Consider the following 17,728-nt stretch of genomic DNA (forward strand, 5'->3'; position numbering starts at 1 on the left):
CAGGCGGCCAGTCCAGCTAGGCTGGTGCAAGCATAGTGGTGGTCTGTCCCGGTGATGGCCCCATGGATGAATAACAATAAAAAGCGAGTGCCATCGTGAAGTTACCGCACCTGGAGTGGGTTAATGAGGATTCACCGTACCTGCGTCAGCATCAGCAGGGCTTTCGGTCGCTGAGTTTTGACGGCGAGTTGGAGCAGGCGTTCAAGCGTTATCACGCCAATGTGTTCCTGCGCCGTATGCGCTGGGCACTGCTGGTGGCGACGCTGCTGGCACTGCTGTTTGTGCTGCTGGATGCGATCAACATGCCCGACCCGTTGCGCGGTCAAGTCCTGGCGCTGCGCCTGGGGGTGATTCAACCGCTGCTGTTACTGGCCTGGCTGGCGACCTATCGGCGTGGTCTACGTGATCATCTGCAGCTGATTGGCGGTACTGTGGCGTTGCTCTGCGGGCTGGCGGTGGCGGCCATTATCGGCTTGGCGCGCTATCACAACTTCGCCCTGCCTTATGAAGGCATCATCCTGGTCACGGTGTTCTTCTATTTCCTCACCGGATTGCGTTTTAGCACCGCCGTGCTGTGCGGCTGGCTGACCTTTTTTGTTTACCTGATGGTGGAGCTGAGTGTTGGTTTGACCGGTGAATGGCTGGTGAGCAATGCCCTGTTCCTGGCGTTGGCCAATGTCATCGGTTCGGTGGGCTGTTACTCGCTGGAATACGCCACCCGGCAGAATTTCCTTGCCCATGGCTTGCTGCAGGACCTGGCCGAGAAGGACTTTCTGACCGGGCTGCTCAACCGCCGTGCCTTCACCGAGCGCGCCGAACGCAGCTGGCGTCAGGCACAGCGAGAAAAGCAGGCGCTGGGCGTGGTGATGATGGATATCGACTTCTTCAAGCGCTACAACGATCACTACGGCCACGCCGCCGGTGATGAGGCGCTGCGTCAAGTCGCCCGAGTGATCGGCGAGCATGCCCGGCGGCCGTTGGACTGTGCTGCGCGTTATGGGGGCGAGGAGTTTGTCGGGGTTTGGTATGGCCTGGGTGAAGAGCAGTTGCTGGCCATTTTGCAGGACATCTGCCATGCGACCGAGGCGCTGGCGCTGAGCCATGCCCATTCGGATGCCGCTGGGGTGGTCACGCTCAGTATCGGCCTGGCCTACCTGACGCCGCAGCCGCACCAGAGTTTGGCGGATGCCCTGCGTTTGGCGGATGTCGCCCTCTATCTGGCCAAGGAGCAGGGGCGTAACCGTGTGGTGGGCAAGCGGTAGGCGGGTGAACGCAGGCAAGGCTTCAATGATCGCCGTGCAGGCGGTATTCTCGCCGCTATGAAAAATTCCCTGCCCCTCTGCCTGATTGCGGCCCTCGCGGAAAACCGCGTGATCGGCCGCGATAACCAATTGCCCTGGCACTTGCCAGCGGACCTCAAACACTTCAAAGCCCTGACCCTGGGTAAGCCGATCATCATGGGTCGCAAAACCTGGGACTCACTCGGCCGGCCGCTGCCGGGCCGCCTCAACCTAGTGGTCAGCCGCCAGCCCGGCTTGCAACTGGAGGGGGCGGAAGTGTTCGCCAGCCTGGAGGCTGCTATCGAGCGTGCCGAGGTCTGGGCCCGCGCCAATGCTGCCGATGAACTGATGCTGATCGGCGGCGCGCAACTGTATGAGCTGGGCTTGGCTCAGGCCGCGCGGTTGTACCTGACGCGAGTTGCGCTCAGCCCGGAGGGCGATGCCTATTTCCCTGAGCTAAGCCCGACGCAGTGGCAACTCAGCGAACAGGCTGCCCATGCTGCGACGGCTGAAACCCCGGCCTATGTCTTCGAGACGTGGCAGCGCGCCTAGCGCACAAGCCCAACGGCTGCTCCCCAAGCTAGAAAGTAAAACGTCACCTGTGTAGGTGGCGTTTTGCGTTAGGCGATCGGTTTAGACGTTCGCTTTGCGTTCAGGCAAAAACCAGTTCATCAGCAGCGCACAGATACCGCCGGTGGCCACGCCGGACTCCAGAACATTGCGCAGGGCTGCTGGCATGTGTGCGAGGAATTCCGGCACCTGCGACACCCCCAGGCCGAGGGCCAGGGACACCGAGATGATCAGCAGGGCGCGGCGATCCAGTTGCACGCCGGCAATGATGTTGATCCCTGCGGCAGCGACTGCGCCGAACATCACCAGTGCGGCGCCACCCAGTACCGGCTCTGGCACGGCTTGAATCACCCCGGCGACGCTGGGGAACAGACCGAGAATCACCAGCATCGCTGCAATCCACAGACCGATGTGGCGGCTGGCGATGCCGGTCAGCTGAATAACCCCGTTGTTCTGGGCAAACACCGAGCTGGGGAAGGTGTTGAACAGCCCGGCCAGCAACGAGTTGGCCCCGTTGACCAGTACGCCGCCCTTGATCCGCTGCATCCACAGCGGGCCTTCGACCGGCTGGCGGGAGATTTTGCTGGTGGCGGTGACATCGCCAATCGCTTCCAGCGAAGTCACCAGGTAGATCACCAGCATGGGGATGAACAGGCTCCAGGAAAAGCTCAGGCCAAAATGCAGTGGCATCGGCACCTGGAACAGCTCGGCCTCGTGCATGCCGGTGAAGTCCAGGCGACCGAGGTAGCCGGCCAGGGCATAGCCGACCGCCAGGGCGATAACGATGGCGCAGCTGCGCATCCACACCAGTGGAATACGGTTGAGCACCACGATTACACCCAGCACCACGCCGGACAGCATCAGGTTTTCAGCGTTGGCAAAGGTGCCGTCGGCCATCGCCGAGAAGCCGCCGCCCATGCTGATCAAGCCCACTTTAATCAGGGTCAGGCCAATCATCAGCACCACGATGCCGGTGACCAGTGGCGAGATCAGCCGTTTGACGAAGGGCAGGATGCGCGACACGCCCATTTCGACAAACGAGCCGGCGATCACCACGCCGAAGATCGCCGCCATCACGGCCTCCACGGGCGTGCCTTGCTGCACCATCAATGCGCCACCAGCAATCAGCGGGCCGACAAAATTGAAACTGGTGCCCTGCACGATCAGCAATCCGGCACCGAAGGGGCCAAAGCGTTTGCACTGAACAAAGGTGGCGATGCCGGAAATCACCAGCGACATCGAGACGATCAGGTTGGTGTCGCGCGCCGACACGCCGAGCGCCTGGCAGATCAACAGGCCCGGGGTGACGATCGGTACGATGATCGCCAGCAGATGCTGCAAGGCCGCCAGCAGGCTGATCAGGGGCTTGGGACGGTCTTCCAGGCCGAACACCAGTTCGTCGGTGACGGGCGGCTTGTCGAGTGCGCTCATGGTGGTGCTCCGGAAAAAAGAGCGCGATTCTACTGAGCAATACCCGTCACGCCCAGCGCTGGCTGCTAATAGCGCGGTCGTGGTGGGTTACAGTTCATAAAAAACCCGGCGCAAAGGCCGGGTTTTTGTTGGGCTGGGGCTTAGGGCACCAGTTTCTCCAGCAGCGCTTTGTCGCGTACCGCGCCTTTGTCGGCGCTGGTGGCGAGCAGGGCGTAGGCCTTGAGCGCCGTGGTGACTTTGCGCGGACGCTGTTCCACCGGCTTCCAGCCTTTTTTGTCCTGCTCGTGGCGGCGATGGGCGATTTCTTCGTCGCTGACCAGCAGGTTGATGGTGCGCTCGTGGATGTTGATCAGGATTTTGTCACCCTCGCGCACCAAACCGATGGCACCGCCTGCGGCGGCTTCTGGCGAAGCGTGGCCGATGGACAGGCCCGAGGTGCCGCCGGAGAAACGGCCGTCGGTGAGCAGGGCACAGGCTTTGCCCAAGCCTTTGGATTTCAGGTAGGAGGTCGGGTAGAGCATTTCCTGCATGCCCGGGCCGCCTTTCGGGCCTTCGTAGCGGATGATGACAATGTCGCCTGCTTTTACTTCGTCGGCGAGGATGCCGCGCACTGCGCTGTCCTGGCTCTCGAAGATTTTCGCGTTGCCTTCGAAGACGTGGATCGACTCATCAACACCGGCGGTTTTCACCACGCAACCGTCGAGGGCGATGTTGCCGTACAGCACGGCCAGGCCACCTTCCTGCGAGTACGCGTGCTCGACGCTGCGGATGCAACCGTTCTCACGGTCGTCGTCGAGGGTTTCCCAGCGGGTGCTCTGGCTGAATGCGGTCTGCGTCGGGATGCCGGCTGGGCCTGCGCGGAAGAAGGTGTGCACGGCTTCATCGTCAGTCTGGGTAATGTCCCATTTTGCGATGGCTTCTTCCATGCTGCGGCTGTGTACGGTCGGCAGGTCGGTGTGCAGCAGGCCGCCACGGGCCAGCGAGCCGAGGATGCTGAAGATGCCGCCGGCGCGGTGGACGTCTTCCATATGGTACTTCTGGATGTTTGGCGCAACCTTGCACAGCTGCGGCACTTTGCGCGAAAGGCGGTCGATGTCGCGCAGGTCGAAGTCGATCTCGGCTTCCTGGGCGGCGGCCAGCAGGTGCAGGATGGTGTTGGTCGAACCGCCCATGGCGATGTCCAGGCTCATGGCATTCTCGAACGCCTTGAAGTTGGCAATATTGCGCGGCAGCACCGACTCGTCGCCCTCGCCGTAGTAGCGTTTGCACAGCTCAACCACGGTGCGGCCGGCCTGCAGGAACAGCTGCTCGCGGTCGCTGTGAGTGGCCAGGGTCGAACCGTTACCCGGCAGGGCCAGGCCCAGGGCTTCCATCAGGCAGTTCATCGAGTTGGCGGTAAACATGCCGGAGCAGCTGCCGCAGGTCGGGCATGCGCTGCGCTCGTATTCAGCGACCTTCTCATCGCTGGCGCTCTCGTCAGCGGCGATCACCATGGCATCGACCAGGTCCAGGCCATGGCTGGCCAGCTTGGTTTTGCCGGCTTCCATCGGCCCGCCAGAGACAAAGATCACTGGGATGTTCAGGCGCAAAGCAGCCATCAGCATGCCGGGGGTGATTTTGTCGCAGTTGCTGATGCAAACAATGGCGTCGGCACAGTGAGCGTTGACCATGTACTCGACGGAGTCGGCGATGATCTCGCGGCTCGGCAGCGAATACAGCATGCCGTCGTGGCCCATGGCGATGCCGTCATCGACGGCGATGGTGTTGAATTCTTTGGCCACGCCGCCGGCCCGCTCGATTTCGCGAGCAACCAGTTGCCCCATGTCTTTGAGGTGCACGTGGCCGGGTACGAACTGGGTGAAGGAGTTGGCAACGGCAATGATCGGCTTTTTGAAGTCTTCGTCCTTCATCCCGGTAGCACGCCACAGGGCGCGGGCGCCGGCCATGTTGCGGCCGTGGGTGGAGGTCTTTGAGCGGTAGTCAGGCATGGCGATAAATCCTGCAAAGGCTAATCAGGTTACGCGTTCACAGACACTAGTGCTGTGCTGGCAACGGGCTGTTGGTGCGTATGTTGAGCCGGGTTCAGGCCCAAGGCAAACGCGAGTGAGCATCTGCTGGGCTGGGGCGCTGCTTGGCGCGGTGTGGGCGCTGGCGTGGCCGGGCTACAAGTCCGCCTGGGATGTGGCAGGAGAGTGGCGATTCTAATCCCAGGCGGCGTGAGGCGAAAGCGCGGGGTGCTTATTCAATCTGCTCGATACCGCGCATGCGGGTGGCGCGGCGGCGCAGCAGCTCGATGGTGATCAGCAGCACAATCGACATCAGGATCAGCAGGGTGGCGATGGCCAGGATGCTCGGGTTGATCTGCTCGCGCAAGCCCGAGAACATTTGCCGGGGAATGGTGCGTTGCTGCGGCCCGGCCATAAACAGGATCACCACCACTTCATCGAACGAGGTGATAAAGGCGAACAGCGCGCCAGAGATCACCCCTGGGCGAATCAGCGGCATTATGATGTCGAAGAACACCCGCAGTGGCGTGGCGCCCAGATTCAGAGCTGCGCGGGCCAGGCTGTAGTCGAAGCCCGTCAGGGTGGCAGTGACGGTGATGATCACAAACGGTGTGCCGAGGGCGGCGTGGGCGATGATGATGCCCAGGTAGTTACCGGCCAGGCCAAGGTCCGAATAGAAGAAGAACATCCCGGCGGCGGTGATGATCAGCGGCACGATCATCGGCGACAGCAGCAGCGCGGTAATCAGGCGGCGCATTGGCATATCGTCGCGCGCCAGGCCCACGGCGGCGCAGGTGCCGAGCACGGTGGCCAGCAGGGTGGAGAAGAAACCGATGATAAAGCTGTTCTTGATTGCCAGCAGCCATTTGTCATCGCTGAAAATGGCGCTGTACCAGCGCAGCGAATAGGCCTCGGGTTGGAAGGTGAGCATGCCTTCGGTAAAGCTGAAGAAGGGCTCGACGTTGAATGACAGCGGGATGATCACCAGGATCGGCATGATCAAAAACAGCAATACCAGCCAGGAGCTGGTCTTTAATAGCCAGCTACCCAGGTGATACCAAAAACCGTAATAGGCGGGAATCTTCGACATATCAGCTCATCCCAGTTTGATATTGCTGGCACCGACGAAGCGGTCGTAGAGCCAGTACAGCAGCAGGATCAGCGCAAGCAGTAAGGACCCCAGCGCGGCGGCCAGTTCCCAGTTGTTCGAACGCTGCATATGGAAGGCAATGATGTTGCTGATCATCTGCCCGTCGGTGCCGCCGACCAGCGCCGGGGTGATGTAGTAACCCACCGAGATGATGAACACCAGCAGCGCTCCGGCGCTCAGCCCCGGCAGGGTCATCGGGAAATAGATGCGGGCGAAGGCCGGTATCGGTCGCGCGCCCAGCGACAGCGCTGCACGCAGGTAGCTGGGGTCGATGCCGCGCATCACGCTGTACAGCGGCAGAATCATGAACGGCAGCAGGATATGGGTCATTGCCACCACAGTGGCGAACGAGGTGTAGAGCATTTCAATCGGCTCACCGATCACGCCGACGCCGAGCAGGAAGGAGTTGATCACCCCGTTGGTCTGTAGCAGTGCGATCCACGCGGTGGTGCGCACTAGCAGCGAGGTCCAGAACGGCAACAGCACCAGCACCAACAACAAGTTGGCGCGGTTTTCCGGCAGGCGAGCCAGGTAGTAGGCCAGCGGGTAGCCAAGCAGGGCGCAGAACAGAGTGATGACCAGCGCCATGCTCAGAGTCTTGCTGTAGAGCTGCAGATAGATCTGCGTGTCTTCGCGCACCTGAATTCCGTGCTCTTGGTCGAGCTCAAGGTCGAGCGCAGTCAGGTAGTAATCGTAGGTGTAGGGTTTGCCTGCGCGCTGGATGGCGTACCAGATTTCCGGCTTGCTCCACTTGCGGTTGGATTTGAGCAGGATTTCGGCGCCTTGCTGCGTCAATTGCTCGCTATCCAGGCGCGAAACTTTACGGGCGGTGGATTTGACCACACTGGACATGCCCGCAGAGGCGCGGTTGAACTCTTCGGCGAGTTTGCCGGACTGGCGCACTTTGGCCAGGTCGTGCAGCTCTTGGGCAAAGACGCTCAGGGTTTGTTGATCAGGAACCGTTTTGCCATCCCAGCGTTGCAGCTCGCTCAGGGTCAGCGGAATCAGGGTGGCCACCGTGGGGTGATGGACACTGCGCCAGAGCATGCTGGCAATCGGTGCAACAAAACTCAGCAGGATGAAGATCAGCAACGGCACGACAAATAGAAAGGCCGTGAGGCGTTTCTTGTTGCGGGCGCTGGCGGCTTGGCTGGCTTCGGTGCGGGTGAGTGAGGACAAGCGTTAACTCCTTTACAACCTGAAAGCGACACCCCGCGCCGATGCGACGCGAGGTGTCCGAGGCATTACTTCAACAGCCACTCGTTAAATTTCTCACCGAGTGATTCACCGTAGTCTGCCCAGAAGTCCGAGCCGGCCTGGATGCCTTTGTCTAGGTGCGCGGTCGGCAGGTGCGGTGCGGCGCTCTGGTCGGCCAGCGGCATGGACGACTTGCGGGTCGGGCCGTAGGCCACATCTGGCATGCCGGCCAGTGGCTTGGAACCGGTGGCGTAGGCAATGAACTTCAGCGCGAGGTCTTTCTTCTTCGAGCCTTTGACGATGGCCCAGGCGTCGAGGTCGTAGACGTGACCGTCCCAGACGATCACGAAAGGTTTTTTCTCCTGGCGGATGGCGTCATAGAAGCGCCCGTTGGCCGACTGCACCAGCACGGCGCCACCATCGTTGAGCAGCTGCGGGGCTTGCGACCAGGAATCGAACCAGACGATGTCTTGCTTAATGGTGTCCAGTTTGGCAAAGGCGCGGGCCTGGCCTTCTGGTGTGGAGAGCACCTCGTAAACGTCGGCCGGCGCTACGCCGTCAGCCAGCAGGGCCCATTCCATGTTCACTTGTGGACGTTTGCGCAGGGCGCGCTTGCCAGGAATCTTCGCCGTGTCGAAGAAGTCGTTGATGCTGGCAGCCTTGGTGCCACCGATGGTTTTCTCGTTGTAGGCGAACACCACCGACCAGACGATGTTGCCAACCGCGCACTCACTGGCCAGTGCTTCGGGGATAAAGTCCTTAGCGGCAGGAACACCATCGATACCGGCTGGCAGAATGTCGCGCGGGATGGTTTCCAGTAAGCCTTCAGAGCAGGCGCGTTCGAGGTCGATCACTTCAAAGTCGACTACGTCCCACTGGATATTGCCTGATTCGACCTGGGCTTTGATCTCCGCCACGCCGCCGGTGTAATCCTCGAACAGTACCTTGTTGCCGGTGTCTTTCTGGAACGGATCAATCACATGCTTTTGCTGGGCTGCGCCATAGGCACCGCCCCAGGATACGACGGTCAGGGTTTCCTCGGCGCTGGCGGCGAAACTTGCCGTACCCAGTGCTGCTGCGAGGGCGAAGGTGGAAAAGCGGGTGGTCAGTGTTCTAGCCATTGCTGAGCTCCATTGCTTCTTATCATTCAGGGTGTCGTGACGACGGGGCGATCCAGGGCCTGGCTGTCTTGTGGCTGCCAGGCCAGGGCGACTTCTTCCTTGGCGCTGAGTTGCGGGGCGCTGCTGTCATTCATGTTCTTAACCACCAGCTCGGTGCCGTCGGCGGTGATGAAGTGATAGCGGATGTACTCGCCGACATAGTGGCGGGTGACGAACCGTGCCATGACCTGATTGCCGGTGCCGCCAAGGCGCTCGGTAAAGCTGAGCTTCTCCGGGCGAATCGACACGGTGGTGGGCAGGCCGACTTCCGTGCAGTTGGCTTTTAGCGCGCTGACCAAACCACCGGCGTCCAGGCGCACTTGAACGCTGTCCTCGCTGACGGCTTCGATCACGCCCTTGAGCTTGTTGCTCTCGCCAATAAAGTCGGCGACGAACAGGTTGGCCGGTCGTTCGTAAAGCACATGGGGCGCAGCGCATTGCTGAACGATGCCGTTGTTGAACACGGCGATGCGGTCGCTCATGGTCAGGGCTTCGGTCTGGTCGTGGGTCACGTAGATCACGGTGAAACCGAGCTGATCGTGCAGACGCTTGATCTCGAACTGCATCTGCTCGCGCAGTTTTTTGTCGAGGGCGCCAAGCGGTTCGTCCATCAACACGATGTCTGGGGCGAAGATCAGCGCGCGGGCCAGGGCCACCCGCTGGCGTTGACCGCCGGAGAGTTGCCCTGGGAAGCGATTGCCGAAATCCAGCAGCTCGACCAGCGACAGGTATTCATCGACCTTGGCGCGAATCACGTCTTTGGGCTGTTTACGGATCTTCAGTGGGTAGGCAAGGTTTTCGCGCAGGGTCATGTGCGGGAACAGGGCGTACTGCTGGAACACCATGCCGATATTGCGCTGGTAAGGTGCGATGCTGGTGACCGAGCGCCCATTGATCAAAATCTCGCCGCTGGTCACGTCTTCGAAGCCCGCGAGCATCATCAGGCAAGTGGTTTTGCCAGAGCCGGAAGGGCCGAGCAGGGTGATAAATTCGCCCTTGGCCACGTCCAGATTGAAATCCTTGACCACCAGGTTCTTGTGGTCATAAGTCTTTTTCACGTTGGTGAATTGCAGGAACGGTTTGTCCCCCGCTAGGTCAGCCATACCCCTCCCCAATTGTGTGCGTAATAGCTAACGGCTTTTGGCCATTAGCTGAATGCTTGAGTCCGTTGGCCACGGTGTTGATGCGGCGGGCAACGTGTTTGAGTATTCAAGCAACGCAAGCACTGTGCCAGTACTGCTGCAGGGCATCGTAATCACAGCAGTACTGGGGTTTGAGCCTAGCGCAGTGGCGCGGTTGCGCCAGGCAGGTGTGGGGAGTGGTAACAGTGCGGGGTAGAAGGAAGCACCTGCCGAGATGCACTCGGCAGGTGCGCACGCTTAGGCGTGATTGATATATCGGTGCACGTGCGGCGGCATTTAGCTGTTGGGCAGCAGGCGCACGGTGAGGCTTTTGATGTAGCGGGTTTCGGCAATCGCCGGGTGCACCGGATGGTCCGGGCCTTGGGCGCCGCGTTCGAGCAGTTGGATGTTGCGGTCCAGGTGGCGCGCGCTGGTCAGCAGGATGTTTTGCAGGTTGTCCTCTTCCAGGTGCATGGAGCAGCTGGCGCTGATCAGGATGCCGTCCTTATTGAGCAGGCGCATGGCTTGCTCGTTGAGGCGGCGGTAGGCGCCTTCGCCGTTTTTCTGGTCTTTCTTGCGTTTGATAAAGGCGGGCGGGTCGGCAACGATCACGTCGAAGCGCTCTTCTGACGCCTTGAGTTGTTTCAGAGCTTCGAAGACATCGCCTTCAACACAGGCAACTTTATCGGTCAGGCCGTTCAGCGCGGCGTTGCGCTCAACCCCGTCGAGGGCGAAGCCGGAGGCGTCCACGCACATTACGTCGCTTGCGCCAAAGGCTGCCGCTTGCACACCCCAGCCGCCGATGTAGCTGAACAGGTCGAGTACGCGCTTGCCTTTGACGTAGGGCGCCAGGCGTGCGCGGTTCATGCGGTGGTCGTAGAACCAGCCGGTTTTCTGCCCTTCAATGACCGGGGCTTCAAACTTCACGCCGTTCTCTTCCAGCGCGACCCACTCCGGGACCACGCCAAATGGCGTTTCCACGTAACGCGGCAAGCCTTCGGCGTCGCGCGCGGCAGAGTCGTTCTTGAGCAGGATGCCGCTAGGCTTGCACACCTGAATCAGCGCAGCGAGCACATCTTCTTTATGCCGCTCCATGGTCGCTGAGGCCAGCTGCACCACCAGAATGTCGAAGAAACGGTCGACCACCAGACCCGGCAGCAGGTCGGAGTCGCCGAATACCAAACGGTAGCAGGGCTTGTCGAACAGGCGCTCGCGCAGTGACAGGGCCACGTTGAGGCGGTGCACCAACAGGGATTTGTCCAGCACATGCTTGAGGTCACGCGACAGCAGGCGCGCACAGATCAGGTTGTTCGGGCTCATCGCCACGACGCCCAGCGCTTTACCGCCGGCCGCTTCGAGGATGGCCTGGTCGCCGGCCACAAAGCCGCTCAGTGGTGTGGCGGTGACGTCGATTTCGTTGCTGTAGACCCACAGGTGGCCGGCGCGCAGGCGTCGGTCGGCGTTGGCTTTCAGGCGCAGGCTGGGCAGGGACATGCTGGGGACTCCGAAAAAAGAGCGGAATTATAGCCGGTTCATCCCGCTCTGTTGGCGTTTCCGCTGCGGTCGCGCTGAAAGGTCAACAAACCCTAGCGTCGCGGCGGTTACAAAACGCGACTGTGGAAGTGTTGGGGGAGTCGCTAAACTGTGGCACACCTCTCATTCCGGTTTTCCCTGTCATGTCTCAAGAGCTCTCCGCCGACTATATCCGGCAAGTACTGCAAGGCATCAGCGTGCCGCCGCAGCCGCAGATCATGGTGGATTTGCAGATGGAACAAGTGATGCCCGATCCGGATCTACGCGCCATCGCCAAGCTGATTAGCCAAGACCCGGGGTTGTCTGGCGCGCTGCTAAAGCTGGTGAACTCGCCGTTCTTCGGCCTGGCCAACCGCATCGCCTCGATCCAGCAGGCGGTCAACTTGTTGGGCTGCAATACGGTGATCAACCTGATCAATGCGCAGTCGATTCGTGGCGAACTGACGGATGAGGCTATCGTCACCCTCAACCGCTTCTGGGACACCGCTCAGGATGTGGCTGTGACGTGTCTGAGTCTGGCCAAGCGCATCGGTTACCACTCGCCGGATGAGGCCTACGCCCTGGGCCTGTTTCACAATTGCGGCATCCCGCTGATGCTCAAGCGGTTCCCCCATTACATGAGCGTGCTGGAAGAAGCTTATGCCAGTGCTACCGATGAGCGTCGGGTGGTGGATACCGAAAACCGTCTGCTGAATACCAACCATGCAGTAGTTGGCTACTTCACTGCCAAGTCGTGGAACCTGCCGCTGCACCTGTGCGAGGCAATTGCCAGCCACCACAACGCGCTGGCGATTTTTAGCGAAGACGCCAGCCGCGATGCACCGCTGAAAACCCTGCTGGCGATCCTGAAGATGGCGGAGCACATCTGTGCCAGCCATCGGGTGCTTGGCAATCAGGCTGAGGACCATGAATGGCAAAGCATTGAGCAGCTGGTGCTGGAGTATGTCGGGCTGTCGGAGTATGACTTCGAGAACCTGCGCGAGAGCATTCGCGACCTCGGCGCGCGCTAGCCTGTGGCGTCGTTTTCGGGGCATTGCTGATAAGGTAGACGCCCGCTCCAATTGCTCAGCTGATGACTCGCTATGCCAGAACTTCCAGAAGTAGAAACCACCCGCCGCGGCATTGCGCCCTACCTTGAAGGTCAGCGCGTTAGCCGGGTGATCGTGCGCGAGCGCCGGCTGCGCTGGCCGATCCCCGAGGACCTGGATATCCAGCTGTCCGGGCAGCGTATCGAATGCGTCGAGCGGCGCGCCAAGTACCTGCTGATCAAGGCCGAAACCGGCAGCCTAATAAGCCATCTGGGCATGTCTGGCAGCCTGCGCCTGGTCGAGTGCGGCCTGCCGGCGGCCAAGCATGAGCATGTAGATATCGAGCTGGAGTCTGGCCTGGCCTTACGCTACACCGACCCTCGGCGTTTCGGTGCACTGCTTTGGAGTGCCGACCCATTGAGCCATGTGCTGTTGAGCAAGCTAGGGCCAGAGCCCTTGACCGAGTTGTTTGATGGCGAGCGGTTGTTTCAGCAGTCGCGTGGCCGGGCCATGGCGGTTAAGCCCTTTATCATGGACAACGCGGTGGTGGTCGGCGTGGGTAATATCTATGCCTCGGAGGCGCTGTTTGCGGCGGGCATCGATCCGCGTCGCGAAGCCGGCTCCGTGTCGCGGGCGCGCTACCTAAAGTTGGCGGTTGAAATAAAACGCATCCTCGCTCACGCCATTGAGCGCGGCGGCACCACCCTGCGCGACTTCGTTGGCGGCGATGGTCAGCCGGGGTATTTCCAGCAAGAACTGTTTGTGTATGGCCGTGGCGGTGAGTTCTGCAAGCACTGCGGCAGTACCCTGCGCGAGGTTAAGCTGGGCCAGCGCGCTAGCGTGTATTGCCCGCGCTGCCAACGCTAAAGTATTTGCTGCGCGTTGAGATTTTACTACTCGGCCGCAACTGGCAGGCGCTGAGCGCATAACAATAAGAAAGACCGAGGTATTGATGTCCGGTAACTATCTGCCCCGCAACCGGCTGGCCGAATGGGTGGGCCGCGTGGCGCTGAAATTGATGGGTTGGCGTATCGAAGGCCAACTGCCGAAACTCGACAAGTTTGTCGTCATCGGCGCGCACCACACCTCCAACTGGGACTTCGTGATTTTTATCGCAGTGAAATTTGTGCTGCGCCTGAATGCCCGCTGGTTCGGTAAGCACACGATTTTCCGCTGGCCCTTTGGCGCGCTGATGCGTGCGTGGGGTGGTATTGCTATCCGTCGTGAGCGCCAGGGCAATACCGTCGAGCAGGCGATACAGGCCTTTAGCGAACATGAGCATTTTATGTTGGTGCTCTCGCCTGAAGGCACGCGCAAGAAGGTTGAGCGCTGGAAAATGGGCTTCTATCACATTGCCCTGGGAGCCGGCGTGCCGATCGTGCTGGGTGCGCTGGACTATCAGAATCGGCGTGTGTTTATCGGGCCGACGTTTATGCCGACGGGTGACGAAACTGCTGATCTCAATGCGATCCTGGCGTTTTACCGGCCCTTTATCCCGAAAAAACCTGAATATGCCTTTTATGGGGATTGACGGGCGTCACGCTGACAATTACCAATGCGCTGTTATAGTTAGTCTCACTGCCTCCTAAACACTGAAGGATCGCCCCATGAAACTGTTCCGCTCAACCGCTGCTGCTCTGGCGCTGACCACTGGCCTGCTGGCGCTGCCAGCCCATGCTGAGGCAGCGCAGCAGAATACCAGCGGGGACCCCCTGTATACGGCTAACGCACCTGGGGCATTTTCGATGCTGGGTGATCTGCTGATTGCTCGACCACTGCTGATCGGTGCTACCGCTATTGGTGCTGTGGCCTTTGTTGTTAGTCTGCCGTTTACTGCCTTGGGCGGTAATATTGATGAAAGTGCCGAGGCTCTTGTGCTTGAGCCTGGAAGGGAGGCTTTTGCTCGGTGTCTTGGGTGTACCAGCTCTGCCGATAGCTCACATTAACCGCCCTGTAAATAATCAAAAAGGCCGCTCATGTTGAGCGGCCTTTTTGATTATTTAGACATACGGGTGATTATTGACCTTTAACGACAGTGCAATAACGCGCATAGAGGAACAGAACGTTTGTGCTGTAACCATCAACACTACTAACAGTTGTGACCCCACCGGCACGTTTAGCTGCTTCAATTGAAGCTTCGCCAGTAGCCACCAAGCCTAGTATGTTGCTTGCGCAGCTTTTACCTACTCTGCTGGCATCAGTTGCATTTGTAGCTGAAACTGGAGCACTTACATCGGTAAACAGTGCTGAGCCAACCGGGGATGAGACAACAGCGCAGCCGTTTAGCGCTAGAACCCCGAAAGCTAAGAAAAGAGCTTTAATTTTCATGTTTTGTCCTTGCATGTTATTAAAATAAAGAGCGATCTCCTGATCGCCGTTGGCAATATTATCACGCTCAAAAAATCAGCGATTATTTATACTCGTGCGCTAGCCTATTTTGATGCGTGTCCCACACACGTACCGTCTGTGAAACGTTTGGTTTAATGCTGTCTCTATATTTTTGAGGTGGATATATGCGTTTTTTAAATATGGTGAATATTTTTAATAGCCTTGACCACGCCTGGCTACCGATTCGGGCTGGCGGCCAGGTGTGATTTAAGTGAACGCCAGCAGTAAGCGAATTACTGCGGTACGGCTGGTTTGACTACCGCCGCACCGATACCTCTCGGGTCACTGGCCGCCTCAACCCTCCCGCCTTGTTTGTCCCAGAACAGCACCTGCTGATTCCCGTACTGCCGCTCCGTCGATTTCAATTGATGCCCCAGTGCGTTTAGCGCCGCGCGTTGTGCTGCGCTGAATGTGTCTGGCTCGTGCTCGATCAGGTCTGGGCGGAACTGATGGTGGTAGCGCGCGACACTGGGCCAGCGGTCGATGGGTTGTTGATCTAGGTACTCGAGCATCGCCAGCAGCACCATGCTGGGAATCCGGCTGCCGCCTGGCGTGCCGAAGCTGGCGAAATCCTCAGGGCTTTCGATAAAGCTCGGGCTCATGCTCGACAGGGGCCGTTTGCCGGCGGCAATGCTGTTGGCCTGGCTACCGCTCAGGCCGTAGGCGTTACTGCCTTGTATGTCGGCGGCAAAGTCATCCATTTCGTTGTTCAGCAATACGCCGGTGCCGGGCACGGTAAAGGCGGCGCCGAAGGGCAGGTTGACCGACAGTGTGGCGGCGACGGCATTGCCCTCGGTGTCGAGTACGGTGAAGTGGGTGGTGTGATCACCTTCTTTCCAGGCTCTGCTCGGTGGCAGGCTGTCGCTTGGTGTGGCGTGTTGCGGGTCGATGCTGCTGGTCAGCTGCTTTAGGTAGTCAGGTGCAAGCAGTTGGGCGGCTGGGTTGTTCACAAAGTCGGGATCGCCGAGCAGGCCTCGGTCGCGGTAAGCACGGCGCAAGGTCTCGACCACGAGGTGGGTGCGCTGCACGGCATCGACCTGCTGCCAGGGCAGTTGCTGCAGCATCAGCAGGCTTTGCCCCAAGGCAATGCCGCCCGCTGACGGTGGCGGTGCGCTGATCAGCTCGCGGCCTTGATCAAGCTGGACGCGCAACGGCTGGCGCTCAACGATACGGTACTCGGCCAAGTCTTTGAGCGACCAGATGCCACCTGCCGCCTGTACCGCCTGGACGAGTGTTTCGGCGACCTTGCCGCCGTAAAAGCCTTGATGACCCTGTGCGGCCAGTTGCTCCAGTGTCAGGGCCAGTTCGGGTTGGCGCAGTAGGCTGAATTGTTCCGGTATGTCGCCTTTTTCGAGGAACAGCCGCGCGGTTTCTGCATCACTGCGCATGGCCTCAAGGCGCCAGCCCGCGCGCTCACGGTAAACCCGGTCGATACTGACACCGCTGCGGGCCAGGCGAATAGCCGGGGCCAGCGAGTCACGCAGTGGTAGGCGGCCGAAACGCTCTGCCAGTTGCACCAACGCCGCCGGCAAGCCGGGAATGGCAGCCGCCAGTGCGCCGTTCAGCGACAGCTGTTTGTGGACTTCACCATCGACTTTATAAAGGTCGGCATGGGCCGCCAGTGGCGCACGCTCGCGGGCATCAAGGAAGCGATAGGTGGGTGATGCGCCGGCTTCGCGCAATAAAAAGAAACCGCCGCCGCCCAGCCCTGAGCCGTAGGGCTCGACTACCGCGAGAGCGGCGCTGATGGCGACGGCCGCATCGAAGGCATTGCCGCCCAGTGCCAGGGTTTCCTGGCCCGCGACGGTAGCGGCGGGGTGCGCCGTGGCAACCGCAATGCGCTCGGGCAGTGCGGCGGCATGCAGTTCAAGGGCGCAGAGTAGGGCAAGCGCACCGAACAGGGCGCGCCAGGGGAGATGGCCGCGGATCAGGCGGCCGGTGCTCATGCTTTACCGGTAATGATCAGGTACTTCTGCATCAAATCATCCTTGCTCTCGACATTGTTCTCATCGAGCGGGATGCAATCGACCGGACAGACCTGCTGGCATTGCGGTTCATCGTAATGGCCGACGCATTCCGTACACAGGTTGGGGTCGATTTCGTAGATTTCTTCGCCCTGGGAAATGGCCGCGTTAGGGCACTCGGGTTCGCAGACGTCGCAGTTGATGCAGTCGTCGGTGATGATCAGTGACATGTGTAACCACTCCCGCTGCAAACCGGTGGCGCAGCCTAGATGTGTACAGAAAGACGTTGGCGCAAATTGTGCCGCATCATGGCCGCGCATGCACGCGGCCTTGCGGTAATGGCTCAGCGCTTGAAGCGTTCAGTCAGCGCAGCGGCCACCGCCGGGTGCACGAAGTTGGAGATGTCGCCGCCCAGCGTGGCGATCTCACGCACCAGGGTTGAGGAGATAAACGAGTACTTTTCTGACGGGGTTAGGAACAGGCTTTCCACGTCAGGGGCCAGCTGGCGGTTCATATTGGCCAGTTGGAACTCGTATTCGAAGTCGGACACCGCGCGCAGGCCGCGCAGAAATACATTCGCGCCCTGTTCCTTGGCGAAGTGCGCCAGCAGGGTTGAGAAACCCACTACTTCAACGTTGGGCAGGTGCTTGGTCACTTCCCGGGCCAGTTCGACGCGTTGTTCCAGGCTGAACAGCGGGTTCTTCTTCGGGCTGGCGGCGACTGCAATGATCACGCTGTCGAACAGCCGTGCCGCGCGCTCGACCAAGTCGCCGTGCCCCTTGGTGATGGGGTCGAAGGTGCCTGGGTATAACACTCGATTCATCGTGACGTCCTGGCGGGTTCGTTGGGGAGACGGATGGTAGCGCAGCGCTTCACCGTGGCCAAGTCGGGCACGGCGGA

General features: G+C 60.2%; 17 protein-coding genes. 6 read left to right on the forward strand and 11 right to left on the reverse strand.

Annotation, left to right across the window (positions count from 1 at the left end; all coding sequences use genetic code 11):
- Positions 1-95 precede the first annotated feature (95 nt).
- Entirely contained in the window at positions 96-1,262 is a 1,167-nt protein-coding gene (locus N1078_RS05190) for a GGDEF domain-containing protein (RefSeq protein WP_274087136.1), read from the forward strand.
- A 57-nt stretch (positions 1,263-1,319) separates the two neighbouring features.
- Complete coding sequence (locus N1078_RS05195) at positions 1,320-1,832, forward strand: dihydrofolate reductase (protein ID WP_443218086.1); 513 nt, start codon at positions 1,320-1,322, stop codon at positions 1,830-1,832.
- 81 nt (positions 1,833-1,913) lie between these two features.
- Here N1078_RS05195 and N1078_RS05200 read toward each other — a convergent pair whose 3' ends face one another.
- The 7 genes from N1078_RS05200 to N1078_RS05230 form a co-directional block, all read right to left on the reverse strand.
- Complete coding sequence (locus N1078_RS05200; protein WP_274087137.1) at positions 1,914-3,281, reverse strand: nucleobase:cation symporter-2 family protein; 1,368 nt, start codon at positions 3,279-3,281, stop codon at positions 1,914-1,916.
- A 140-nt stretch (positions 3,282-3,421) separates the two neighbouring features.
- A complete protein-coding gene (gene ilvD, locus N1078_RS05205) occupies positions 3,422-5,269 on the reverse strand; it encodes a dihydroxy-acid dehydratase (RefSeq protein ID WP_274087138.1) in 1,848 nt (615 codons plus the stop codon).
- A 250-nt stretch (positions 5,270-5,519) separates the two neighbouring features.
- On the reverse strand, positions 5,520-6,377 hold the full coding sequence (locus tag N1078_RS05210) for an ABC transporter permease (RefSeq protein ID WP_274087139.1): 858 nt from the start codon (positions 6,375-6,377) through the stop codon (positions 5,520-5,522).
- A 6-nt stretch (positions 6,378-6,383) separates the two neighbouring features.
- Complete coding sequence (locus tag N1078_RS05215) at positions 6,384-7,616, reverse strand: ABC transporter permease (RefSeq protein ID WP_274087140.1); 1,233 nt, start codon at positions 7,614-7,616, stop codon at positions 6,384-6,386.
- A 65-nt stretch (positions 7,617-7,681) separates the two neighbouring features.
- Entirely contained in the window at positions 7,682-8,755 is a 1,074-nt protein-coding gene (locus tag N1078_RS05220; RefSeq protein WP_274087141.1) for an ABC transporter substrate-binding protein, read from the reverse strand.
- A 26-nt stretch (positions 8,756-8,781) separates the two neighbouring features.
- Positions 8,782-9,897 carry an ABC transporter ATP-binding protein gene (locus tag N1078_RS05225; protein WP_274087142.1) on the reverse strand — a complete coding sequence of 372 codons (1,116 nt, stop codon included), beginning with the start codon at positions 9,895-9,897 and terminating at the stop codon, positions 8,782-8,784.
- Positions 9,898-10,212: 315 nt separating this feature from the next.
- Entirely contained in the window at positions 10,213-11,409 is a 1,197-nt protein-coding gene (locus N1078_RS05230; protein ID WP_274087143.1) for a class I SAM-dependent rRNA methyltransferase, read from the reverse strand.
- Between the two features lie 236 nt (positions 11,410-11,645).
- Between N1078_RS05230 and N1078_RS05235 the strand changes: the two genes are divergently transcribed.
- From N1078_RS05235 to N1078_RS05250, 4 genes are all read left to right on the forward strand, one after another.
- Positions 11,646-12,458, forward strand: a complete 813-nt coding sequence (locus N1078_RS05235) for an HDOD domain-containing protein (RefSeq protein WP_274087174.1) — start codon at positions 11,646-11,648, stop codon at positions 12,456-12,458.
- Positions 12,459-12,530: 72 nt separating this feature from the next.
- Positions 12,531-13,343 carry a bifunctional DNA-formamidopyrimidine glycosylase/DNA-(apurinic or apyrimidinic site) lyase gene (gene mutM, locus N1078_RS05240; RefSeq protein ID WP_274087144.1) on the forward strand — a complete coding sequence of 271 codons (813 nt, stop codon included), beginning with the start codon at positions 12,531-12,533 and terminating at the stop codon, positions 13,341-13,343.
- Between the two features lie 85 nt (positions 13,344-13,428).
- Positions 13,429-14,007, forward strand: coding sequence for a lysophospholipid acyltransferase family protein (locus N1078_RS05245; protein ID WP_274087145.1), 579 nt, complete (start codon positions 13,429-13,431; stop codon positions 14,005-14,007).
- A 76-nt stretch (positions 14,008-14,083) separates the two neighbouring features.
- The gene (locus N1078_RS05250; protein WP_274087146.1) at positions 14,084-14,422 is read left to right on the forward strand and encodes a multidrug transporter; all 339 of its coding nucleotides are present in this window, start codon (positions 14,084-14,086) and stop codon (positions 14,420-14,422) included.
- A 70-nt stretch (positions 14,423-14,492) separates the two neighbouring features.
- Here N1078_RS05250 and N1078_RS05255 read toward each other — a convergent pair whose 3' ends face one another.
- The 4 genes from N1078_RS05255 to coaD form a co-directional block, all read right to left on the reverse strand.
- On the reverse strand, positions 14,493-14,804 hold the full coding sequence (locus N1078_RS05255; protein ID WP_274087147.1) for a TRL-like family protein: 312 nt from the start codon (positions 14,802-14,804) through the stop codon (positions 14,493-14,495).
- Positions 14,805-15,097: 293 nt separating this feature from the next.
- Positions 15,098-16,810, reverse strand: a complete 1,713-nt coding sequence (gene ggt, locus N1078_RS05260; protein ID WP_274087148.1) for a gamma-glutamyltransferase — start codon at positions 16,808-16,810, stop codon at positions 15,098-15,100.
- Positions 16,807-17,058: a YfhL family 4Fe-4S dicluster ferredoxin gene (locus N1078_RS05265; RefSeq protein WP_136663464.1), complete on the reverse strand. Its 252-nt coding sequence runs from the start codon at positions 17,056-17,058 to the stop codon at positions 16,807-16,809. Before N1078_RS05265 ends, ggt begins: the two co-directional genes overlap by 4 nt.
- Before the next feature lie 113 nt (positions 17,059-17,171).
- Positions 17,172-17,651: a pantetheine-phosphate adenylyltransferase gene (gene coaD / locus N1078_RS05270; RefSeq protein ID WP_274087149.1), complete on the reverse strand. Its 480-nt coding sequence runs from the start codon at positions 17,649-17,651 to the stop codon at positions 17,172-17,174.
- Between the last annotated feature and the right edge of the window lie 77 nt (positions 17,652-17,728).

This window comes from Pseudomonas sp. MIL19 (assembly GCF_028680365.1).
Lineage (GTDB): Bacteria > Pseudomonadota > Gammaproteobacteria > Pseudomonadales > Pseudomonadaceae > Aquipseudomonas > Aquipseudomonas spirodelae.